This is a genomic window from Pseudomonas sp. NPDC089395 (assembly GCF_044749525.1).
GTDB lineage: Bacteria > Pseudomonadota > Gammaproteobacteria > Pseudomonadales > Pseudomonadaceae > Aquipseudomonas.
The window spans coordinates 246,792-270,145 of sequence record NZ_JBIVID010000009.1; the positions used below are offsets into that span (position 1 = coordinate 246,792).

21 protein-coding genes and 4 tRNA genes are annotated in these 23,354 nt (G+C 57.6%); all 25 read right to left on the bottom strand.

The genetic code is table 11. From position 1 onward, the window contains the following. On the bottom strand, positions 1-605 hold a 605-nt coding region (rplB, locus tag ACIPZG_RS20325; protein WP_400716391.1), incomplete at its 3' end, for a 50S ribosomal protein L2. A gap of 14 nt (positions 606-619) precedes the next feature. Next, positions 620-919, bottom strand: a complete 300-nt coding sequence (gene rplW / locus ACIPZG_RS20330) for a 50S ribosomal protein L23 (protein WP_003255484.1) — start codon at positions 917-919, stop codon at positions 620-622. Beyond that, entirely contained in the window at positions 916-1,518 is a 603-nt protein-coding gene (gene rplD / locus ACIPZG_RS20335) for a 50S ribosomal protein L4 (RefSeq protein ID WP_008089819.1), read from the bottom strand. The genes rplW and rplD overlap by 4 nt, the downstream gene beginning before the upstream one ends. Before the next feature lie 12 nt (positions 1,519-1,530). Further along, positions 1,531-2,166 (bottom strand): 50S ribosomal protein L3, encoded by a 636-nt coding sequence (rplC, locus tag ACIPZG_RS20340; protein WP_003257089.1) that lies wholly within the window; start codon positions 2,164-2,166, stop codon positions 1,531-1,533. 80 nt (positions 2,167-2,246) lie between these two features. Beyond that, complete coding sequence (gene rpsJ, locus ACIPZG_RS20345) at positions 2,247-2,558, bottom strand: 30S ribosomal protein S10 (protein ID WP_003186070.1); 312 nt, start codon at positions 2,556-2,558, stop codon at positions 2,247-2,249. Positions 2,559-2,699: 141 nt separating this feature from the next. Continuing rightward, on the bottom strand, positions 2,700-3,893 hold the full coding sequence (tuf, locus tag ACIPZG_RS20350) for an elongation factor Tu (protein WP_003255489.1): 1,194 nt from the start codon (positions 3,891-3,893) through the stop codon (positions 2,700-2,702). 27 nt (positions 3,894-3,920) lie between these two features. Continuing rightward, entirely contained in the window at positions 3,921-6,065 is a 2,145-nt protein-coding gene (gene fusA / locus ACIPZG_RS20355; RefSeq protein WP_400716393.1) for an elongation factor G, read from the bottom strand. A 30-nt stretch (positions 6,066-6,095) separates the two neighbouring features. Next, entirely contained in the window at positions 6,096-6,566 is a 471-nt protein-coding gene (rpsG, locus tag ACIPZG_RS20360) for a 30S ribosomal protein S7 (protein ID WP_008089143.1), read from the bottom strand. A gap of 106 nt (positions 6,567-6,672) precedes the next feature. Beyond that, entirely contained in the window at positions 6,673-7,044 is a 372-nt protein-coding gene (gene rpsL / locus ACIPZG_RS20365) for a 30S ribosomal protein S12 (protein ID WP_003255492.1), read from the bottom strand. 211 nt (positions 7,045-7,255) lie between these two features. Further along, positions 7,256-11,455, bottom strand: a complete 4,200-nt coding sequence (gene rpoC, locus ACIPZG_RS20370; RefSeq protein ID WP_008089137.1) for a DNA-directed RNA polymerase subunit beta' — start codon at positions 11,453-11,455, stop codon at positions 7,256-7,258. Between the two features lie 64 nt (positions 11,456-11,519). Then, the gene (rpoB, locus tag ACIPZG_RS20375) at positions 11,520-15,593 is read right to left on the bottom strand and encodes a DNA-directed RNA polymerase subunit beta (RefSeq protein WP_400716395.1); all 4,074 of its coding nucleotides are present in this window, start codon (positions 15,591-15,593) and stop codon (positions 11,520-11,522) included. A 219-nt stretch (positions 15,594-15,812) separates the two neighbouring features. Beyond that, positions 15,813-16,178 (bottom strand): 50S ribosomal protein L7/L12, encoded by a 366-nt coding sequence (rplL, locus tag ACIPZG_RS20380; protein ID WP_003255496.1) that lies wholly within the window; start codon positions 16,176-16,178, stop codon positions 15,813-15,815. Positions 16,179-16,256: 78 nt separating this feature from the next. Continuing rightward, positions 16,257-16,757: a 50S ribosomal protein L10 gene (rplJ, locus tag ACIPZG_RS20385; protein ID WP_008089133.1), complete on the bottom strand. Its 501-nt coding sequence runs from the start codon at positions 16,755-16,757 to the stop codon at positions 16,257-16,259. A 197-nt stretch (positions 16,758-16,954) separates the two neighbouring features. Then, on the bottom strand, positions 16,955-17,650 hold the full coding sequence (gene rplA / locus ACIPZG_RS20390; RefSeq protein ID WP_008089131.1) for a 50S ribosomal protein L1: 696 nt from the start codon (positions 17,648-17,650) through the stop codon (positions 16,955-16,957). Further along, entirely contained in the window at positions 17,650-18,081 is a 432-nt protein-coding gene (rplK, locus tag ACIPZG_RS20395) for a 50S ribosomal protein L11 (protein WP_003255500.1), read from the bottom strand. Before rplK ends, rplA begins: the two co-directional genes overlap by 1 nt. 119 nt (positions 18,082-18,200) lie before the next feature. Then, positions 18,201-18,734, bottom strand: coding sequence for a transcription termination/antitermination protein NusG (gene nusG, locus ACIPZG_RS20400; RefSeq protein ID WP_003255501.1), 534 nt, complete (start codon positions 18,732-18,734; stop codon positions 18,201-18,203). A gap of 9 nt (positions 18,735-18,743) precedes the next feature. Continuing rightward, complete coding sequence (gene secE, locus ACIPZG_RS20405) at positions 18,744-19,112, bottom strand: preprotein translocase subunit SecE (RefSeq protein ID WP_008089117.1); 369 nt, start codon at positions 19,110-19,112, stop codon at positions 18,744-18,746. A 44-nt stretch (positions 19,113-19,156) separates the two neighbouring features. Next, positions 19,157-19,232: transfer RNA gene (locus tag ACIPZG_RS20410), tRNA-Trp, on the bottom strand. 54 nt (positions 19,233-19,286) lie between these two features. Next, positions 19,287-20,480, bottom strand: coding sequence for an elongation factor Tu (gene tuf / locus ACIPZG_RS20415; protein WP_038411791.1), 1,194 nt, complete (start codon positions 20,478-20,480; stop codon positions 19,287-19,289). Positions 20,481-20,558: 78 nt separating this feature from the next. Continuing rightward, positions 20,559-20,634: transfer RNA gene (locus ACIPZG_RS20420), tRNA-Thr, on the bottom strand. A gap of 29 nt (positions 20,635-20,663) precedes the next feature. Next, positions 20,664-20,737, bottom strand: a tRNA-Gly gene (locus ACIPZG_RS20425). 24 nt (positions 20,738-20,761) lie between these two features. Continuing rightward, positions 20,762-20,845 (bottom strand) — tRNA-Tyr (locus ACIPZG_RS20430). A 152-nt stretch (positions 20,846-20,997) separates the two neighbouring features. After that, entirely contained in the window at positions 20,998-21,423 is a 426-nt protein-coding gene (locus ACIPZG_RS20435; RefSeq protein ID WP_400716397.1) for a hypothetical protein, read from the bottom strand. Between the two features lie 7 nt (positions 21,424-21,430). Beyond that, entirely contained in the window at positions 21,431-22,180 is a 750-nt protein-coding gene (locus ACIPZG_RS20440) for a pantothenate kinase (protein ID WP_400716399.1), read from the bottom strand. Beyond that, complete coding sequence (gene birA, locus ACIPZG_RS20445) at positions 22,170-23,129, bottom strand: bifunctional biotin--[acetyl-CoA-carboxylase] ligase/biotin operon repressor BirA (RefSeq protein ID WP_400716401.1); 960 nt, start codon at positions 23,127-23,129, stop codon at positions 22,170-22,172. The genes ACIPZG_RS20440 and birA overlap by 11 nt, the downstream gene beginning before the upstream one ends. Between the last annotated feature and the right edge of the window lie 225 nt (positions 23,130-23,354).

Here is a 23,354-nt window from a genome sequence, read left to right on the forward strand (position 1 = left end):
CTGTGCTCGGAGTTCGAGACTTCGCCCAGGGTCGCACGGCACTCAGCCAGTACTTTACGCATCTCACCGGAGCGCAGACGCAGGGTCACGTAAACGCCGTCACGAGCGATCAGCTGAGCCGAAGCACCAGCGGAACGAGCGATCTGAGCACCTTTACCCGGCTTCAGTTCGACGCCGTGAATGGTGCTACCTACTGGGATGTTGCGCAGCTGCAGGGAGTTACCGGCCTTGATTGGGGCCAGGGCACCTGCGATCAGCTGGTCGCCAGCGCTCACGCCTTTAGGGGCGATGATGTAGCGACGCTCGCCGTCTGCGTAGCACAGCAGGGCGATGTGAGCAGTACGGTTTGGATCGTATTCGATACGCTCGACAGTGGCTGGGATGCCATCTTTGTCGTTGCGACGGAAGTCGACCAGACGGTAATGCTGCTTATGACCACCACCAACGTGACGAGTGGTAATACGGCCATTGTTGTTACGACCACCAGACTTCGATTTCTTCTCGAGCAGCGGTGCGTGAGGAGCGCCTTTGTGCAGCTCCTTGTTGACCACCTTGACCACGAAACGGCGGCCAGGGGAAGTCGGTTTGCATTTAACGATTGCCATGATGCACCCCTTCCTTACTCAGCACTGCTGCTGAAATCGAGATCTTGGCCTGGCTGAAGGGAGACGATCGCCTTCTTCCAGTCATTACGCTTGCCCAGACCACGTGCGGTACGCTTGGTTTTACCCAGAACGTTAACAGTCGACACGTTTTCAACTTTTACGTTGAACAGGCCTTCGACAGCTTTCTTGATTTCCAGCTTGGTTGCATCGGTAGCAACCTTGAATACGAACTGGCCTTTTTTCTCAGCCAGAACGGTAGCCTTCTCGGAAACGTGCGGGCCAAGGAGGACTTTGAATACGCGTTCCTGGTTCATCCCAGCAGCTCCTCGAATTTCTTCACGGCCGAGACAGTGATCAACACTTTCTCGTATGCGATCAGACTGACCGGGTCGGAACCTTGTACGTCACGTACATCGACGTGCGGCAGGTTACGAGCAGCCAGGTACAGGTTCTGATCAACAGCGTCGGAAACGATCAGAACGTCGTTCAGACCCATGCCGTTCAGCTTGTTCAGCAGATCTTTGGTTTTCGGCGCTTCAACAGCGAAGTCCTGAACCACGACCAGACGGTCGCTACGCACCAGCTCAGCGAGGATGGAGCGCAGTGCTGCGCGGTACATCTTCTTGTTGAGCTTCTGCGAGTGATCTTGAGGGCGAGCTGCGAAGGTAACACCACCGCCACGCCAGATCGGACCACGAGTGGTACCAGCACGAGCACGGCCAGTACCCTTCTGACGCCATGGGCGCTTACCGCCACCAGCCACGTCGGAACGGGTCTTCTGCTGCTTGGTGCCCTGACGGCCGCCGGCCATGTAGGCCACGACTGCTTGGTGAACCAGCGTCTCGTTGAATTCGCCACCGAAGGTCAGTTCGGAAACTTCGATCGCCTGAGCGTCATTTACGTTAAGTTGCATGTCAGTTTCCCCTTAACCGCGAGCCTTGACAGCTGGACGTACAACCACGTCGCCGCCAGTAGCGCCAGGAACGGCACCCTTGACCAGCAGCAGGTTGCGTTCAGCGTCTACGCGAACTACTTCCAGGGACTGAACAGTCACGCGCTCGGCGCCCATGTGACCGGACATTTTCTTGCCCTTGAACACACGACCAGGAGTCTGGCACTGGCCGATGGAACCTGGGACACGGTGCGACACGGAGTTACCGTGGGTGTTGTCCTGGCCACGGAAGTTCCAGCGCTTGATGGTACCGGCAAAGCCTTTACCTTTGGACTGACCGGTTACGTCTACCAGCTGGCCTGCAGTGAAGAGTTCAGCTTTGATCAGATCGCCAGCCTGGAAATCGCCTTCTTCAAGACGGAACTCCCAAACACCGCGACCAGCGGCAACGTTAGCCTTGGCGAAGTGGCCTGCCTGAGCGGCAGTCACACGCGAAGCACGACGCTCGCCGACAGTGACTTGCACTGCACGGTAGCCATCGGTTTCTTCAGTTTTGAACTGGGTGACGCGATTCGGCTCGATCTCAATGACCGTGACCGGAATGGAGACACCTTCTTCGGTGAAAATGCGGGTCATACCGCATTTGCGACCGATTACACCAATAGTCATGTTGTAAACCTCATGAGTGTACGGGGCTTTCACCCGCTATGGCCGCCCATTTCAGAGCGTTACACGACTAGACCGAAGTCTTAGCCGAGGCTGATCTGTACTTCCACACCTGCCGCCAGATCAAGCTTCATCAGCGCGTCAACGGTTTTATCCGTTGGCTGGACGATGTCCAGAACACGCTTATGAGTGCGAATCTCGTACTGGTCACGCGCGTCTTTGTTGACGTGCGGGGAGACCAGAACGGTGAAACGCTCTTTGCGGGTAGGCAGTGGAATTGGACCACGCACTTGTGCACCAGTACGTTTCGCGGTTTCCACGATTTCCTGGGTGGATTGGTCGATCAGGCGATGGTCGAAAGCCTTCAACCTGATACGGATTTGCTGATTTTGCATTGGATTTCAGACTCCAGGCTGTTCCCAACGGACGCACTACGCCCGCTAAAAGGAGGCGTGATTCTATAGACGCCCCAATTTAGTGTCAACCCAATAAAAAAAACCCCCGCTGAGCGGGGGTTTTTTCAATCGGTCGAGTGATTACTCGATGATTTTGGCTACGACGCCGGCGCCGACGGTACGACCGCCTTCACGGATAGCGAAGCGCAGACCGTCTTCCATTGCGATGGTCTTGATCAGCGTGACAGTCATCTGAATGTTGTCACCTGGCATTACCATTTCAACGCCTTCCGGCAGTTCGCAGTTACCGGTCACGTCAGTGGTACGGAAGTAGAACTGAGGACGGTAGCCTTTGAAGAACGGAGTGTGACGGCCGCCTTCTTCCTTCGACAGGACGTAGACTTCTGCGGTGAACTTGGTGTGCGGCTTGACCGAACCTGGCTTGACCAGAACCTGGCCACGCTCAACGTCGTCACGCTTGGTACCACGCAGCAGAACGCCGCAGTTCTCGCCAGCACGACCTTCGTCCAGCAGCTTGCGGAACATCTCAACGCCGGTGCAGGTGGTGGTGGTGGTGTCACGCAGACCAACGATTTCCAGCGGGTCTTGAACGCGGACGATACCACGCTCGATACGGCCGGTAACAACGGTACCACGACCCGAGATCGAGAATACGTCTTCGATCGGCATCAGGAACGGCTGGTCGATGGCACGAACTGGCTCTGGGATGTAGCTGTCCAGAGTTTCTACCAGCTTCTTGACAGCGGTAGTGCCCATTTCGTTGTCGTCTTTGCCTTCCAGGGCCATACGAGCGGAACCGATGATGATCGGAGTGTCGTCGCCTGGGAAGTCGTAGGTGGACAGCAGGTCGCGAACTTCCATCTCGACCAGTTCCAGCAGCTCAGCGTCGTCTACCAGGTCAGCCTTGTTCAGGAAGACCACGATGTACGGAACGCCAACCTGACGGGACAGCAGGATGTGCTCACGGGTTTGTGGCATCGGACCATCGGCGGCCGAGCAAACCAGGATCGCGCCGTCCATCTGGGCAGCACCGGTGATCATGTTCTTCACGTAGTCAGCGTGACCTGGGCAGTCGACGTGAGCGTAGTGACGAATGGTCGAGTTGTACTCAACGTGAGCGGTGTTGATGGTGATACCGCGCGCTTTTTCTTCCGGAGCCGAGTCGATCTTGTCGAACTCAACGATTGCCGAACCGAAAACTTCGGAGCAGACGCGAGTCAGAGCTGCGGTCAGAGTGGTTTTACCGTGGTCAACGTGGCCGATGGTGCCGACGTTAACGTGGGGAAGGGAACGATCAAATTTTTCTTTAGCCACGACAGTGAACCTCTTGCCTAAAGGGGATTAGCCTTGTTTTTTAACGAGTGCTTCGACGATGTTCGACGGAGCTTCGGCGTATTTGGAGAATTCCATGGAGTAGCTTGCGCGACCCTGAGACATGGAACGAACGTCGGTTGCGTAACCGAACATCTCTCCGAGCGGTACTTCAGCACGGACGACGCGGCCGGAGACCGACTCATCCATACCCTGGACCAGACCACGACGACGGTTCAGGTCACCCATCACGTCACCCAAGTAGTCTTCCGGGGTTACAACTTCGACTTTCATGATCGGCTCGAGAACCACGCCGCCGCCTTTGGTAGCCAGCTGCTTGGTTGCCATCGATGCGGCGATCTTGAACGCCATTTCGTTGGAGTCGACGTCGTGGTACGAACCGTCGAATACCGTGGCCTTCAGGCCGATCAGAGGATAACCGGCAACAACGCCGTTTTTCATCTGCTCTTCGATACCCTTCTGGATCGGGGCGATGAATTCCTTAGGAATCACACCACCAACGACTTCGTTGGAGAACACCAGACCTTCGGTGATGTTGCCCTTGTCGTCGACTTCCGGCTCCGAGAAACGGATCCAGCAGTGACCGAACTGACCACGACCACCCGACTGACGAACGAACTTGCCTTCGATTTCGACGTTGGACTTGGTGATCTTCTCGCGGTACGAAACCTGCGGCTTGCCGATGTTGGCTTCGACGTTGAACTCGCGCTTCATGCGGTCAACGAGGATGTCCAGGTGCAGCTCACCCATACCGGAGATGATGGTCTGGCCGGTTTCTTCGTCGGTCTTGACGCGGAACGACGGGTCTTCCTGGGCCAACTTGCCCAGTGCGATACCCATCTTCTCCTGGTCAGCCTTGGTTTTCGGCTCGACGGAGAGCGAAATGACCGGCTCAGGGAAGTCCATACGCTCAAGAATGATTGGCTTGTCAGCGTTGCACAGGGTTTCGCCTGTGGTCACGTCCTTCATGCCGATCAGTGCAGCGATGTCGCCAGCGCGCACTTCCTTGATCTCTTCACGCTGGTTGGCGTGCATCTGGACCATACGACCAACGCGCTCTTTCTTGCCCTTGACCGAGTTGATGACCGAGTCACCAGAGGTCAGAACACCCGAGTAGACGCGAACGAAGGTCAGAGTACCAACGAACGGGTCAGTCGCGATCTTGAACGCCAGGGCCGAGAACGGCTCGTTGTCGTCTGCATGACGCTCGTCCTTGCGAACAGCCGGATCTTCTTTATCCAGATCCTTGTCGTCCGGGTTGATACCCTGGATTGCAGGGATCTCGGTCGGAGCAGGCAGGTAGTCGATGACGGCGTCGAGAACCAGGGGAACGCCCTTGTTCTTGAACGACGAACCGCAGACAGCCGGAACGATCTCGCTGGCCAGGGTGCGCGCGCGCAGGCCTGCCTTGATCTCTTCGACGGTCAGCTCTTCGCCTTCCAGGTACTTGTTCATCAGCTCTTCGCTGGACTCGGCAGCCGCTTCAACCATGTTCGCGCGCCATTCTTCGGCCAGCTCGAGCATGTCCGCAGGAATTTCTTCCTCGCGGTAGGTGGTGCCTTTGTCGTCGTCGTTCCAGTAGATAGCCTTCATCTTGATCAGGTCGACCTGACCCTGGAAGTTATCTTCCGAACCGATGGCCAGCTGAACAGGAACCGGGGTGTGACCCAGACGGTTCTTGATCTGACCTACGACGCGCAGGAAGTTTGCACCGGCACGGTCCATCTTGTTCACGTAAACAACACGCGGAACGCCGTACTTGTTGGCCTGACGCCATACGGTTTCGGACTGCGGCTCAACGCCGGAGGTACCGCAGAACACAACGACCGCGCCGTCGAGTACGCGCAGCGAACGCTCTACTTCAATGGTGAAGTCAACGTGGCCGGGGGTATCGATGACGTTTACACGGTAGTTGTCGTACTGACCAACGGAACCTTTCCAGAAGGTGGTAACGGCAGCGGAGGTAATGGTGATACCGCGCTCCTGCTCCTGCACCATCCAGTCGGTGGTCGCGGCGCCGTCATGCACCTCGCCCATCTTGTGGCTCAGACCTGTGTAGAACAGGATCCGCTCGGTAGTGGTAGTCTTGCCCGCGTCAACGTGGGCACAGATACCAATGTTACGGTAGCGGTTAATTGCTGTAGTACGAGCCATAAAGCCCTCGCAAAATGATTGATGCTTGAATTAGAAGCGGTAGTGCGAGAACGCTTTGTTGGCTTCAGCCATACGGTGCACGTCTTCACGCTTCTTGACTGCAGCACCTTTGCCTTCGGCAGCATCCAGCAGCTCGCCAGCCAGGCGCAGGGCCATCGACTTCTCGCCACGCTTGCGGGCGTAGTCTACGAGCCAGCGCATTGCCAGAGCATTACGACGGGATGGACGAACTTCAACCGGAACCTGGTAAGTGGCACCGCCGACACGACGGGACTTTACTTCGACCAGCGGAGCGATGGCGTCGAGAGCTTTCTCGAAGATTTCCAGGGGGTCGCTGTTCTTGCGCTCTTTGACCTTGTCCAGTGCACCGTAAACGATGCGCTCGGCCACGGCCTTCTTGCCGCTTTCCATCACGTGGTTCATGAACTTGGCGAGGATTTGGGATCCGTACTTAGGATCGTCCAGAATCTCACGTTTTGCTGCTACACGACGTCTTGGCATGATAAGCCCTCAAACGGTCTTCAGGTTAGCCCGGGACGTGGGTCTTCGACCCCTGCCCGACCTTACTCTTATCGACTCAAAAAAATGGATGTCTGCAAACGGCCGATTACTTCGGACGCTTGGTACCGTATTTCGAACGACCCTGGTTACGGCCTTTAACGCCCGAAGTATCCAGAGAGCCGCGAACGGTGTGGTAACGAACACCTGGCAAGTCTTTTACACGGCCGCCACGGATCAGGACGACGCTGTGCTCTTGCAGGTTGTGGCCTTCACCGCCGATGTACGAGGAAACCTCGAAACCGTTGGTCAGACGCACACGGCATACTTTACGCAGTGCCGAGTTAGGTTTTTTCGGCGTGGTGGTGTACACGCGGGTGCACACGCCACGACGTTGCGGGCAGTTCTGCAGCGCAGGAACGTCGGACTTCTCGACCGAACGCTTACGCGGCTGACGTACCAGCTGGTTGATAGTTGCCATCTACTAGCTCCACTGATTGTCTTGCGACTCTATTGTCTTGCAAGAAAGCCAAAAATTGGCGAGACGGAGCCTCACCAAATTTAAGGGTACAAAAGTCTACGGAGGATCTTGCACCCAGTCAAGACGAGGCCCCGGCCCTCCCCGCCCGGTCATCGGCAACAATTCATGTCGCCGACGACCGTTCGGGGCTAGCCGGGGCCCTGCCCTGTTCTTAGTTACCGCTGGAATTCAACGCTTCGGTCAGTGCGGCTTCCACCTCACTGGCACTTACGCGCAGCGGTTTGTCGGCATCACGGCGACGCTTGCGCTCGCTGTGGTAGGCCAGACCAGTACCAGCCGGGATCAGACGACCCACGACCACGTTCTCTTTCAGGCCGCGCAGGTAATCGCGCTTGCCGGTTACCGCCGCCTCGGTCAATACGCGGGTAGTTTCCTGGAAGGAAGCCGCGGAGATGAACGACTCGGTCGACAGCGAGGCCTTGGTGATACCCAGCAGCACACGGGTGAACTTCGAGATGAACTTGTCTTCGCCGGCGAGACGCTCGTTCTCGACCAGTACGTGAGTCAGTTCCATCTGGTCGCCCTTGATGAAGCTGGAATCGCCCGACTCGGAGATCTCGACCTTGCGCAGCATCTGACGCAGGATGGTCTCGATGTGCTTGTCGTTGATCTTAACGCCTTGCAGACGGTAAACGTCCTGGATCTCGTTGACGATGTACTTCGCCAGCGCGCTCACACCCAGCAGACGCAGGATGTCGTGCGGATCGCTCGGGCCGTCGGAGATAACTTCGCCGCGGTTTACCTGTTCGCCTTCGAAGACGTTCAGGTGGCGCCACTTCGGAATCAGCTCTTCGTACGGATCGCTACCGTCGGTCGGAGTAATGACCAGACGACGCTTGCCCTTGGTTTCCTTACCGAACGCGATGGTGCCGCTGACTTCAGCCAGAATCGAGGCTTCTTTCGGACGACGCGCTTCGAACAAGTCGGCAACGCGTGGCAGACCACCGGTGATGTCACGGGTCTTCGACGTTTCTTGCGGGATACGCGCGATAACGTCACCAACACCGATCTGTGCACCGTCAGCCACACCGACCAAGGCGTTGGCCGGCAGGAAGTACTGAGCCGGTACGTCGGTACCCGGCAGGTACAGATCCTTGCCGTTGGCGTCGACCATCTTGATTGCCGGACGGATTTCCTTGCCAGCGGCAGGGCGATCCTTGACGTCCAGAACTTCGATGTTGGTCAGGCCGGTCAGTTCGTCGGTCTGGCGCTTGATGGTGATGTTTTCTTCCATGCCCACGAAGGTCACGGTACCTTTCAGCTCGGTAACGATCGGGTGGGTGTGCGGGTCCCACTTGGCGACGATTGCGCCAGCTTCGACCTTGTCACCTTCCTTGACCGAAATCACCGCACCGTAAGGCAGCTTGTAGCGCTCACGCTCACGACCGAACTCGTCGGCAATGGCCAGCTCGCCGGAACGCGATACAGCAACCAGGTTGCCGTCAGCACGCTCAACCTGCTTCAGGTTGTGCAGACGCACCATACCGCCGTTCTTCACCTGGACGCTGTCGGCAGCCGAAGTACGGCTTGCAGCACCACCGATGTGGAACGTACGCATGGTCAGCTGGGTACCCGGCTCACCGATGGACTGTGCAGCGATAACGCCGACGGCTTCACCGATGTTCACCTGGTGACCACGTGCCAGGTCACGACCGTAGCACTTGGCGCAGATACCGAAGCGGGTTTCGCAGTTGATCGGCGAACGCACGATCACTTCGTCGATGCTGTTCAGCTCGATGAACTCGACCCACTGCTCGTCGACCAGGGTACCGGCCGGAACGATGACGTCCTCGGTGCCTGGCTTGAACACGTCACGGGCGATTACACGGCCCAGTACACGCTCACCCAGCGGCTCTACAACGTCACCGCCTTCAATGTGCGGAGTCATCAGCAGGCCGTGGTCGGTGCCGCAGTCGATCTCGGTCACGACCAAGTCTTGTGCAACGTCTACCAGACGACGAGTCAGGTAACCGGAGTTAGCAGTCTTCAAGGCGGTATCCGCCAGACCCTTACGAGCACCGTGAGTCGAGATGAAGTACTGGAGTACGCTCAGACCTTCACGGAAGTTCGCGGTGATCGGCGTCTCGATGATCGAGCCGTCCGGCTTGGCCATCAGACCACGCATACCGGCCAGCTGACGGATCTGGGCTGCGGAACCCCGCGCACCGGAGTCAGCCATCATGTACATCGAGTTGAAGGACTCTTGCTCGACTTCCTTGCCCTCGCGGTCGATGACCTTCTCTTTCGAGAGGTTGGCCATCATCGCCTTGGACACTTCGTCGTTCGCCTTGGACCACAAGTCGATGACCTTGTTGTACTTCTCGCCCTGGGTTACCAGGCCGGAGGCGTACTGGCTTTCGATTTCCTTCACTTCATCGGTGGCGCTGTTGATGATGCGCGCTTTCTCATCCGGGATGACAAAGTCGTTCACACCAATGGACACGCCAGAGATGGTGGAGTAAGCGAAACCGGTGTACATCAACTGGTCAGCGAAGATAACGGTCTCTTTCAGACCAACCACGCGGTAGCACTGGTTGATCAGCTTGGAGATCGCCTTTTTCTTCATCGGCTGGTTGACCACGTCGTACGGCAGGCCTGCCGGTACAACCTGGAACAGCAGCGCACGGCCGACGGTGGTGTCGACGATACGGGTGTTCTTGGTGACGCTGCCATCACGGTCTTTCACGGTCTCGTTGATACGGACCTTGATTTTCGCGTGCAGGGCGGCTTCGCCGGCGCGGAATACGCGGTCGACTTCCTGCAGGTCGGCGAACACGCGACCTTCGCCCTTGGCGTTGATGGCTTCACGGGTCATGTAGTACAGACCCAGTACAACGTCCTGCGACGGAACGATGATTGGCTCACCGTTGGCTGGCGACAGAATGTTGTTGGTCGACATCATCAGCGCGCGCGCTTCGAGCTGGGCTTCCAGCGTCAGCGGCACGTGAACGGCCATCTGGTCACCGTCGAAGTCGGCGTTGTACGCGGCGCAGACCAGCGGGTGCAGCTGGATAGCTTTACCTTCGATCAGCACTGGCTCGAACGCCTGGATACCCAGACGGTGCAGGGTTGGCGCACGGTTGAGCAGTACGGGGTGTTCGCGAATCACTTCGGCGAGAACGTCCCACACCTCTGGCAGCTCGCGTTCGACCATCTTCTTGGCGGCCTTGATGGTGGTCGCCAGACCACGCATTTCCAGCTTGCCGAAAATGAACGGCTTGAACAGCTCCAGGGCCATCTTCTTCGGCAGACCGCACTGGTGCAGACGCAGGGTCGGGCCTACGGTAATTACCGAACGGCCGGAGTAGTCCACACGCTTACCGAGCAAGTTCTGACGGAAGCGACCTTGCTTACCTTTGATCATGTCGGCCAGGGACTTCAGCGGACGCTTGTTCGAGCCGGTGATGGCGCGACCGCGACGGCCGTTGTCCAGCAGGGCGTCGACCGCTTCCTGCAGCATGCGCTTTTCGTTGCGCACGATGATGTCCGGCGCCGACAGATCGAGCAGGCGCTTCAGACGGTTGTTACGGTTGATCACCCGACGATACAGGTCGTTCAGGTCGGAGGTCGCGAAGCGGCCGCCATCCAGCGGAACCAGCGGACGCAGGTCCGGCGGCAGTACTGGCAGGACGGTCAGGACCATCCACTCAGGCAGGTTGCCCGAGCCCTGGAAAGCTTCCATCAGCTTCAGGCGCTTGGACAGCTTCTTGATCTTGGTTTCCGAGTTGGTCTGCGGAATCTCTTCGCGCAGACGACCGATCTCGTGCTCCAGGTCGATAGCGTGCAGCAGCTCGCGGACAGCCTCGGCACCCATGCGGGCGTCGAAGTCGTCACCGAACTCTTCCAGCGCTTCGAAGTACTGCTCGTCGTTCAGCAGCTGGCCCTTCTCGAGGGTGGTCATGCCCGGATCGATAACGACGTAGCTCTCGAAGTAGAGCACGCGCTCGATATCACGCAGGGTCATGTCCATCAGCAGGCCGATACGGGACGGCAGCGACTTCAGGAACCAGATGTGGGCAACTGGCGAGGCCAGTTCGATGTGCGCCATGCGCTCACGACGAACCTTGGCCAGGGCAACTTCAACGCCGCACTTCTCGCAGATCACGCCGCGGTGCTTGAGGCGCTTGTACTTGCCGCACAGGCACTCGTAGTCCTTGACTGGGCCAAAGATCTTGGCGCAGAACAGGCCGTCACGCTCAGGCTTGAACGTACGGTAGTTGATGGTTTCCGGCTTCTTAACTTCACCGAACGACCACGAACGGATCATTTCAGGCGACGCCAGACCGATGCGGATGGCGTCGAACTCTTCGACTTGACCCTGGTTTTTCAGCAAATTCAGTAGGTCTTTCAAGGCCTTTCCTCCTGGCGGAGCAGGGAGCGGGCATTACCTGCCCCACTCCCCTTCGCGTCACGTGTTATTCGGTTTCCAGATCGATATCGATACCGAGCGAACGGATCTCTTTGATCAACACGTTGAAGGACTCGGGCATGCCCGGCTCCATACGGTGATCGCCATCCACGATGTTTTTGTACATCTTGGTACGGCCGTTCACGTCGTCCGACTTCACTGTGAGCATTTCTTGCAGGGTGTATGCCGCGCCGTATGCTTCCAGCGCCCACACTTCCATCTCCCCGAAACGCTGACCACCGAACTGCGCCTTACCACCCAGCGGCTGCTGGGTAACCAGGCTGTAGGAACCAGTGGAACGCGCGTGCATCTTGTCGTCCACCAAGTGGTTCAGCTTGAGCATGTACATGTAACCAACGGTCACAGGACGCTCGAACTTGTTGCCGGTACGGCCATCGAACAGCACCATCTGGCCGCTCTCTGGCAGGTCGGCCAGCTTCAGCATGGCCTTGATCTCGCTTTCCTTGGCACCGTCGAAGACCGGAGTAGCCATCGGCACGCCTTTCTTCAGGTTGTTCGCCAGGGCGAGAATCTCTTCGTCGGTGAACTCTTCCAAGCTCTCCTGACGACCACCGATCTCGTTGTAGATCTCGGTGAGGAAACCACGCAGTTCAGCGGCCTTGCGCTGCTCTTCGATCATGCGGTCGATTTTCTCGCCCAGACCCTTGGCCGCGAGGCCCAGGTGGGTTTCGAGAATCTGACCGACGTTCATACGCGAAGGTACGCCCAGTGGGTTCAGTACGACGTCGACCGGAGTACCGTTGGCGTCGTGCGGCATGTCTTCAACCGGCATGATCACCGAGACGACACCCTTGTTACCGTGACGACCGGCCATCTTGTCACCCGGCTGGATGCGACGGCGGATTGCCAGGTAGACCTTGACGATCTTCAGTACGCCTGGAGCCAGGTCATCGCCCTGCTGCAGCTTGCGCTTCTTGTCTTCGAACTTGTCGTCCAGCAGACGGCGGCGATCGACGATGTACTGTTGAGCCTTTTCCAGCTGCTCGTTCAGTGCATCTTCGGCCATGCGCAGTTTGAACCACTGGCCGTGCTCCAGACCGTCCAGTACTTCGTCAGTGATCACGGTGCCTTTCTTCAGGCCCGCGCCACCATCGACCACTTGGCCGTTCAGGGCAGCACGCAGACGCTCGAAGGTTGCACCTTCGACGATGCGGAACTCTTCGTTGAGGTCCTTGCGGATCTCGTCCAGCTGCATCTTCTCGATGGCCAGAGCGCGGCTGTCGCGCTCGACGCCATCACGGGTGAAGACCTGTACGTCAATGACGGTACCTTTGGTGCCAGTTGGCACGCGCAGGGAGGTGTCCTTAACGTCGCTGGCCTTCTCACCGAAGATTGCGCGCAGCAGTTTTTCTTCCGGCGTCAGCTGGGTTTCGCCTTTTGGCGTGACCTTGCCGACCAGGATGTCGCCAGCGCCGACTTCAGCACCTACGTAGACGATACCGGCTTCGTCCAGCTTGTTCAGAGCGGCTTCACCCACGTTCGGGATGTCCGCAGTGATTTCCTCTGGGCCAAGCTTGGTGTCACGCGCCACACAGGTCAGTTCCTGGATGTGGATAGTGGTGAAGCGGTCTTCCTGAACCACACGCTCAGACAGGCAGATGGAGTCTTCGAAGTTGAAGCCGTTCCACGCCATGAACGCGATGCGCATGTTCTGACCCAGTGCCAGTTCACCCATGTCGGTGGACGGACCGTCGGCCATGATGTCGCTACGCTGAACCTTGTCACCTTTGCTGACCAGCGGACGCTGGTTGATGCAGGTGTTCTGGTTGGAGCGGGTGTACTTGGTCAGGTTGTAGATATCTACACCGGCTTCGCCGGTCTCGACTTCGTCGTCAGCTACGCGAACAACGATACGGCTGGCGTCGACCGAGTCGATCACACCACCGCGGCGAGCAACCACGCAGACACCGGAGTCACGGGCAACGTTGCGCTCCATGCCGGTACCTACCAGCGGCTTGTCAGCGCGCAGGGTTGGCACAGCCTGACGCTGCATGTTCGAACCCATGAGTGCACGGTTGGCGTCGTCGTGCTCGAGGAACGGAATCAGCGAGGCAGCAACGGAAACAACCTGCTTCGGCGAAACGTCCATCAGGGTGACGTCTTCCGGCGCCTTGACGGTGAATTCGTTCAGGTGACGGACCGCTACCAGCTCATCGATCAGCTGCTTCTTCTCGTTCATCGCGGCCGAAGCCTGAGCGATGACGTGATCGGCTTCTTCGATCGCCGACAGGAACACGATGTCGTCGCTGACCACGCCTTCCTTCACCACGCGGTACGGGCTTTCCAGGAAGCCGTACTGGTTGGTGCGGGCATAGGCTGCCAGGGAGTTGATCAGACCGATGTTCGGACCTTCAGGGGTCTCGATCGGGCACACACGGCCGTAGTGGGTCGGGTGTACGTCACGGACTTCAAAGCCTGCACGCTCACGGGTCAGACCACCTGGGCCGAGTGCGGAGACACGACGCTTGTGGGTGATCTCGGAGAGCGGGTTGTTCTGGTCCATGAACTGCGAGAGCTGGCTGGAACCGAAGAACTCTTTCACCGCCGCCGCAACGGGCTTGGCGTTGATCAGGTCCTGCGGCATCAGACCTTCGCTTTCGGCCATCGACAGGCGTTCCTTGACCGCGCGCTCGACGCGCACCAGGCCAACACGGAACTGGTTTTCGGCCATCTCGCCGACGCAGCGTACGCGACGGTTACCGAGGTGGTCGATGTCGTCGACAATGCCTTTGCCGTTACGGATATCGACCAGGGTCTTGAGGACCTCGACGATATCTTCCTTGCTCAGCACGCCCGAACCTTCGATCTCGGTGCGACCGATACGACGGTTGAACTTCATGCGGCCAACGGCGGACAGATCGTACCGCTCGGCGCTGAAGAACAGGTTGTTGAACAGGGTCTCGGCAGCGTCCTTGGTTGGCGGCTCGCCTGGACGCATCATGCGGTAGATCTCGACCAGCGCTTCCAGTTGGTTGCTGGTGGTATCGATCTTCAGGGTATCCGAGATGAACGGACCGCAGTCGATGTCGTTGGTGTACAGGGTCTCGATGCGGACGACCTGAGCCTTGGCGATCTTGATCAGCAGCTCAGTGGTCAGCTCGGTGTTGCACTCGGCCAGGATCTCGCCGGTAGCCGGATGCACGAGGGCCTTGGCAGTGGTGCGACCCAGGACGTATTCCATGGGTACGTCCAGCTGGTTGACACCGGCCTTCTCGAGCTGGTTGACGTGGCGCGCGGTAATACGGCGGCCTTGCTCGACGATGACCTTGCCGCTGTCGTCATGGATATCCATGACCGCAACTTCACCACGCAGACGCTGAGGTACCAGTTCCAGGCTGAGTTTCTCGCCGGAAATGTGGAACACGTTGGTGGTGTAGAAGGTGTTCAGAACTTCTTCGGTGCTGTAGCCCAGCGCGCGCAGCAGTACCGAGGCCGGCAGCTTGCGGCGACGGTCGATACGCACGAATACGCAGTCCTTCGGGTCGAACTCGAAGTCCAGCCACGAACCGCGGTATGGAATGATGCGAGCGGAGTACAGCAGCTTGCCCGAGCTGTGAGTCTTGCCACGGTCGTGGTCGAAGAACACACCAGGCGAACGGTGCAGCTGGGAAACGATTACACGCTCGGTACCGTTGATAACGAAGGTACCGTTCTCAGTCATCAGGGGGATTTCACCCATGTAGACTTCTTGCTCTTTGATGTCCTTGATCGCTTTGTTCGACGATTCCTTGTCGAAGATGATCAGGCGCACCTTGACCCGCAGTGGGACCGCGAAGGTCACGCCACGCAGGACACATTCCTTCACATCGAAGGCTGGTTCGCCCAGGCGATAGCCTACGTACTCCAGGGCAGCATTGCCGGAGTAGCTGATGATCGGGAATACCGACTTGAAGGCCGCGTGCAGGCCGACGTCGCGGAACTGATCCTTGGATGCTCCCGCTTGCAGGAATTCGCGATACGAATCCAGCTGGATGGCCAGGAGGTAAGGCACATCCATGACGTCCGGCAACTTGCTAAAGTCCTTGCGGATACGTTTTTTCTCAGTGTATGAGTAAGCCATCAGCGTTCCCCAGCTTGGTCACCTGCTTGTTTGGCTTCTCCCGGCGGGAGCAGCCAGAAAATCGTGCAAACCCCTTGGTTTGCGCCACCCACATGGGTGTCTTGCAGCTTGTTATCGGGGCCGACCTGGCCGACCGCCAATAACGGAAAAAGGCCGGTGGCATAAGCCACCAGCCATCAGCCTTCGCTCAACGCTCCGGCTGGCGTCGCAAAGTCGAGATTACTTCAGCTCGACTTTAGCGCCTGCTTCTTCCAGCTTCTTCTTAGCGTCTTCAGCGGCTTCTTTCGAAACGCCTTCAGCTACGACCTGAGGAGCGCCGTCGACTTTCTCTTTGGCTTCTTTCAGGCCCAGACCGGTCAGTTCGCGAACGGCTTTGATCACGTTCACTTTCTTGTCGCCGGCTTCAACCAGAACAACGTTGAACTCGGTCTGCTCTTCAACAACGGCAGCAGCAGCAGCTGGGCCAGCAGCGGCAACAGCAGCGGTAACGCCGAAGGTTTCTTCCATTGCTTTGATCAGCTCAACAACTTCCAGAACGGTTTTCTGGCCGATTGCTTCGATGATTTGTTCGTTAGTCAGGGACATGACTTAAATCCTGTATTGGGGTGACAGCCTTCGCAGCCATCAAATTAAACATATGATTTTGAAAGAGGTTACGCGGCCTTAGGCAGCAGCAGCTTCTTTCTGGTCGCGAACGGCCGCCAGAGTACGAGCCAGCTTGCTGGTAGCGCCTTGAATAACGCTCATCAGACGTGCGATAGCTTCGTCACGGGTCGGCAAGGTAGCCAGTACATCGATCTGGTTGGCGGCAATGAAATTGCCGTCAAACGCAGCTGCCTTGATCTCGAACTTGTCCTGACCCTTGGCGAACTCTTTGAACAGACGAGCAGCAGCGCCCGGGTGTTCGTTGGAGAAAGCAATCAGGGTCGGGCCTTTGAACGCGTCGTTGAGGATCGAAAATTCGGTGCCTTCAACTGCGCGCTTGAGCAGGGTGTTACGTACGACACGTACGTAAACGCCAGCTTCGCGGGCCTCTTTACGGAGTCCGGTCATTGCGCTTACAGTCACACCACGGGCATCAGCCACGACAGCGGACAGAGCGACTTTGGCAGCCTCGTTGACTTCAGCGACGATGGCCTTCTTGTCTTCGAGTTTAATTGCCACGGGTTTACTCCTGGTTTTTACCGTTTCATCTGGCCGAAGCCGGATGTCGTTTTGGTGTCTGATTCGGTAACGAATCGGGAGCACCATCTGCGTAGGCTGGTGGTTTAAGGCTTGCGCCGCCTACGGTCTTGGATAGCCCCCGCCAGGCAGGGACCCCAATTTTTGCTGGCGGCGCGACGAATCGCACCGCCATGGTCTTACGCGTTCAGCGAGCTCTGATCGATGACCAGACCTGGGCCCATGGTGGTGCTCAGGGTAACGCGCTTGACGTAGATACCTTTCGAAGAAGCTGGCTTGATACGCTTCAGATCAGCGATCAGGGCTTCAACGTTTTCCTTCAGCTTGCCAGCTTCGAAGCCGACCTTGCCAACGGAGGTGTGGATGATACCGTTTTTGTCGGTACGATAGCGAACCTGACCAGCCTTGGCGTTTTTGACAGCCGTGGCAACGTCTGGAGTCACAGTACCGACTTTCGGGTTAGGCATCAGGCCGCGAGGACCCAGAACCTGACCCAGCTGACCAACAACGCGCATGGCATCAGGCGATGCGATGACGACGTCATAGTTCAGGTCGCCGCCTTTCATTTCGGCAGCCAGATCGTCCATACCTACACGGTCAGCGCCGGCAGCCAGAGCGGCTTCAGCAGCTGGACCCTGGGTGAAGACAGCAACACGTACGGTCTTGCCAGTGCCGTGTGGCAGCACGGTAGCGCTACGAACGACCTGGTCGGATTTACGCGGGTCAACACCGAGGTTGACGGCAACGTCGAAGGATTCGCTGAACTTCACGGTGGACAGTTCGGCCAGCAGCGCGGCTGCGTCTTCGAAGTTGTAAACTTTGCCAGCTTCGATTTTCGAAGCAATGGCCTTTTGGCGCTTGGTCAGCTTAGCCATTACACACCCTCCACGTTCAGGCCCATGCTGCGGGCAGAGCCAGCGATGGTGCGTACAGCAGCGTCCAGGTCAGCAGCGGTCAGATCAGCCTGTTTAGCTTTGGCGATGTCTTCCAGCTGAGCGCGGGTAACGGTACCGACTTTGACGGTGTTCGGACGAGCCGAACCACTGGTCAGGCCAGCAGCTTTCTTCAGCAGAACCGAGGCAGGGGTGCTCTTGGTCTCGAAAGTGAAGCTACGGTCACTGTAAACAGTGATGATCACAGGAGTCGGCAGGCCGGCTTCTTGACCCTGAGTACGGGCGTTGAAGGCCTTGCAGAATTCCATGATGTTCACACCGTGTTGACCCAGTGCTGGACCAACGGGTGGGCTTGGGTTGGCCTGGCCGGCCTTAACTTGCAGCTTGATGTAAGCCTGAATCTTCTTAGCCATGAGCTACTCCAATATCGGGTACGAACGCCAGAAGGCTCCCCGGATGACTTGCGTTTTATCCCAGTGACGACAAAACCCCGCAGCACACAGGGCTGCGGGGTATGGGATGCTTCGTCCGCCTAGACCTTTTCGACCTGGCTGAACTCGAGCTCTACCGGGGTAGAGCGACCGAAAATGAGCACCGCCACCTGGAGGCGACTCTTTTCGTAGTTAACTTCTTCGACACTACCATTGAAGTCAGCGAACGGACCGTCAATGACTCGAACCACTTCACCTGGCTCGAACAGCGTCTTCGGCTTCGGCTTGTCACTGCCGTCGGCTACGCGACGCAGGATAGCTTCAGCTTCTTTATCAGTGATCGGTGCAGGCTTGTCTGCAGTACCACCAATAAAGCCCATCACACGAGGGGTATCCTTGACCAAGTGCCAAGTCCCTTCGTTCATCTCCATCTGGACCAGTACATAGCCAGGGAAGAATTTACGCTCACTCTTGCGCTTCTGGCCGTTACGCATTTCGACGACTTCTTCGGTCGGGACCAAGATCTCGCCGAAACCGTCTTCCATGCCTGCCAGCTTGACGCGCTCGATCAGGGAGCGCATTACATGCTTCTCGTAACCCGAGTAAGCATGCACAACATACCAACGCTTAGCCACGGGACACCTTTAGCCAACGATCAGGGAGACCGCCCAGCCGAGCAGGGAATCGAGACCCCACAACAGCAGTGCCATAACCAGCACGACAGCCACGACAATCAGCGTGGTCTGGGTGGTTTCCTGGCGGGTCGGCCACACGACTTTACGGATCTCAGTACGAGCTTCCTTCGCCAGCGCAAAGAACGACTTACCCTTCGCAGTCTGCAGAGCTACGAAGCCTGCGACAGCAGCCAGGGCAAGAAGTGCAAGGACGCGATACAGGATTGGAGAGGCGGAGTAATACTGATTACCCACAACACCAACAACAACCAAAGCCACTACAGCCAGCCACTTGAACAGATCAAAACGCGATTCTTGGGCTTCAGTTTTGGGAGTCATCGGGGAGGATCCTGTAAGAAGAAAGCCAATCACACTGAGGTGAATGGCAGGTCAGGAGGGAATCGAACCCCCAACCTACGGTTTTGGAGACCGTCGCTCTGCCAATTGAGCTACTGACCTGTAACGCTGTATCAGGCCGGCCATTATACCGGCCTGATCAAGTAAATCAACTACTTATTCAATAATTTTTGCTACGACGCCGGCGCCGACGGTACGACCGCCTTCACGGATAGCGAAGCGCAGACCGTCTTCCATTGCGATGGTCTTGATCAGCGTGACAGTCATCTGAATGTTGTCACCTGGCATTACCATTTCAACGCCTTCCGGCAGTTCGCAGTTACCGGTCACGTCAGTGGTACGGAAGTAGAACTGAGGACGGTAGCCTTTGAAGAACGGAGTGTGACGGCCGCCTTCTTCCTTCGACAGGACGTAGACTTCTGCGGTGAACTTGGTGTGCGGCTTGACCGAACCTGGCTTGACCAGAACCTGGCCACGCTCAACGTCGTCACGCTTGGTACCACGCAGCAGAACGCCACAGTTCTCGCCAGCACGACCTTCGTCCAGCAGCTTGCGGAACATCTCAACGCCGGTGCAGGTGGTGGTGGTGGTGTCACGCAGACCAACGATTTCCAGCGGGTCTTGAACGCGGACGATACCACGCTCGATACGGCCGGTAACCACGGTACCACGACCCGAGATCGAGAATACGTCTTCGATCGGCATCAGGAACGGCTGGTCGATGGCACGAACTGGCTCTGGGATGTAGCTGTCCAGAGTTTCTACCAGCTTCTTGACAGCGGTAGTGCCCATTTCGTTGTCGTCTTTGCCTTCCAGGGCCATACGAGCGGAACCGATGATGATCGGAGTGTCGTCGCCTGGGAAGTCGTAGGTGGACAGCAGGTCGCGAACTTCCATCTCGACCAGTTCCAGCAGCTCAGCGTCGTCTACCAGGTCAGCCTTGTTCAGGAAGACCACGATGTACGGAACGCCAACCTGACGGGACAGCAGGATGTGCTCACGGGTTTGTGGCATCGGACCATCGGCGGCCGAGCAAACCAGGATCGCGCCGTCCATCTGGGCAGCACCGGTGATCATGTTCTTCACGTAGTCAGCGTGACCTGGGCAGTCGACGTGAGCGTAGTGACGAATGGTCGAGTTGTACTCAACGTGAGCGGTGTTGATGGTGATACCGCGCGCTTTTTCTTCCGGAGCCGAGTCGATCTTGTCGAACTCAACGACTGCCGAACCGAAAACTTCGGAGCAGACGCGAGTCAGAGCTGCGGTCAGAGTGGTTTTACCGTGGTCAACGTGGCCGATAGTGCCGACGTTAACGTGAGGTAGGGAACGATCAAACTTTTCCTTAGCCATCGATACAATCCTCCGCAGAAGAAATAGTCTTGCGCTGATAAAACAAAGGCAGATATTTTCATATCTGCCTTGTTTATATGGAGCTCTTGAGCGGACTTGAACCGCTGACCTCACCCTTACCAAGGGTGTGCTCTACCAACTGAGCTACAAGAGCGAAACACATTGTGCAAAATCCAGCAAACTTGGAGCGGGTAGCGGGAATCGAACCCGCATCATCAGCTTGGAAGGCTGAGGTTCTACCACTAAACTATACCCGCGGAGCTTGCGGCTCTCGCTAAAACTGGTGGAGGGAGAAGGATTCGAACCTTCGAAGCTCTCGCAACGGATTTACAGTCCGTCCCCTTTGACCGCTCGGGAATCCCTCCAGATGTGGCCGGCATTCTATTTGTCTGCCGTCCTAGTGTCAAGCTTTTTTTCAAATTTTTTCAATCAAATCTGAAACTTAGCTGCTTTGACACTGCTTCCAGTTCTGACACCTAAGTGGTGTTCCCTGTGAAGCGGGCGCCATTCTATCAAGCTATTCGCCAGTTGCAATACCCTGGCAGAAAATAATTTTATGTTTTAAGTCTTTGAAATCATTGGAAAGAGTGGCGAGGACGGTTTGATCCAGTAAACGCTCGCTTTCCGGGGCGATTTTCAGCCATACACCATCGGCGCCAGGCAGCTGGCCTGCGACCGGGGAAGCGCTGATATCCAGGCTCAACAGACGCTGACGCAGGGCATCAAGCTGCTCACGCCCGGCGAAGCCGCCCACCACCAGACATTCGTCACGGCGGCGGGTCGGCTCGGCCCCACCTGTTTCGCGCAACAGACGGATTTCCTGCTGGCTTCCTTTATAGAGTGACAGCGGGGCGACATCCTTGGCTTTCAGCGGGGCTTCCTGTTGGTGCCAGACGTAATAGAAGACATTGAGCACCAGCAACAGCAGAAACAACCAACGCATAAGCACCTCAGTCCAGTGGGCAGGCCATTGCCAGGCCAACGAATACCAGGTCGGGAACCACGCGTGCCTGTGGCAAGGCATCACGCACCAAGGGCGCATCGCCCCCGGTAAGGAACACGGCGAAATCTTCTCCCCACAGCGCACGCGCCTGCTCAAGTTGAGCACAAGCAAAACCTTGCAACATCAGTACACAGCCTCGCTCCACGGCTTCAACGGTGGAACGCCCGGGAGCGAGACTGGCCAATGCCCGCTCGGCCGAAGCATCGTCATAGCGGATACGCCGGGTATGCGTGCGCAACTGGCTACGCATCAGCGGCATGCCGGGGCAAATGTAACCGCCCAGGTGCTCGCCATCGGCAGCAATGAAGTCGGCCTTGGCGGCCGTACCCAAATCGATCACCAGGCAAGCGCCCTTGGACAGGTGGAACGCCCCCAAGGCAGCCAACCAGCGATCCATCCCCAGACGCTGGTAATCTTCATAGCCATTACGTACCCCAGCCATTGCCTGCGCTGGCTGCGCAACCTGGGCGGCAACACCGAAGGCCTGGGCAATCAATGCACAGAGCGCTGTCGTCTCTTCTTCGCTGCGCACGCTGACGATGCGGCAAGCAGTCAACCGCACCGACGTCAAGGCACTCACCTGAGCGAGCAGTGCCTGATCCGAATCGACAATGCCGCCGCCCACGATAGTGGCGTCGGCAGTGTGAATCACCCGCCACTTGATGAAGCTGTTACCGCAATCGAGCTCAAGAATCATCACGCAACCTCAAACTGAGCTCTCCACCGCTGAAGCTCTTTTCAACACCTTCGACTTCAAGACGCAAGCCGCCCTGCCCGTCGACGCCCAGCACCACACCATCGATGCGCGTGCTGCCGGCGATGAGCGATACGTTACAGCCCTGCCAGAGATGCGCCTGCTCCCATTCTTCCTGGAAAGCGGCAAAACCATAACGGCGATGGCGTGTCAGTTCGTGCTGCAGTTGCTGGCTGAGCATCGCGACAAGGCGATTGCGATCAATTGCCGCACCGGTCTCACGCCGCATCGAGGTCCACGCCTGGTCGACATGCTCATTGGCCTGCATGTTTACATTGATGCCGACCCCTAGCACGACATGGCAGACGTCAGCCGGGTCCCCGACCAGCTCAAGGAGGATGCCAGTTACCTTGCGCCCACGTACAAGCACATCGTTTGGCCACTTGAGCCCGACATCCTTTACGCCGAAAGCCTGCAGCGTGCGCATAACCGCCAAGCCCACCACCAGGCTCAAGCCCTCGAGCTGGCGCATGCCACCGTCGATTCGCAATACCAGGCTGTAGTAAAGGTTTTCGCCGAACGGGCTCACCCACTGCCGGCCGCGGCGCCCGCGCCCGGCGCTTTGGCGCTCGGCCAGCACCAGGAAAGGCGCCACCTGGCCAAGGCCAGCAAGCCTCAGGCCTTCCGCATTGGTCGAATCAATGCTGTCGTGGATAAAAACGGGCCACTGCTCGCCCTCGGCGAACTCGGCGATAGCCTGCGCATCGAGCAAAGCCAGGGGAGCCGCGAGCTGGTAACCGCGCCCGCGAACCTTGTGAATGGTGAGGTTCAGCTCACTCTCCAGGTGCTGCAGCTGCTTCCAGACAGCGCTGCGACTTACACCGAGGGCTGCCCCCAAGGCTTCACCGGAATGGAACCGGCCATCCTTGAGGAGATTCAACAACTTCAGCATGCCAGTCTCGACTTGGAATAAGGCTGGCATGATAGCTATGGGTAGTGGGCTTGCATAGGAAAAGGGCATCCCGGAAAGGCTCCGGACGGCCTGATTCAATACACAGCAAAGACAAAACCCCTACCTGCTCGCGCAGATAGGGGTTTTGCGAAATGAATCTTGACGATGACCTACTCTCACATGGGGAAACCCCACACTACCATCGGCGATGCATCGTTTCACTAC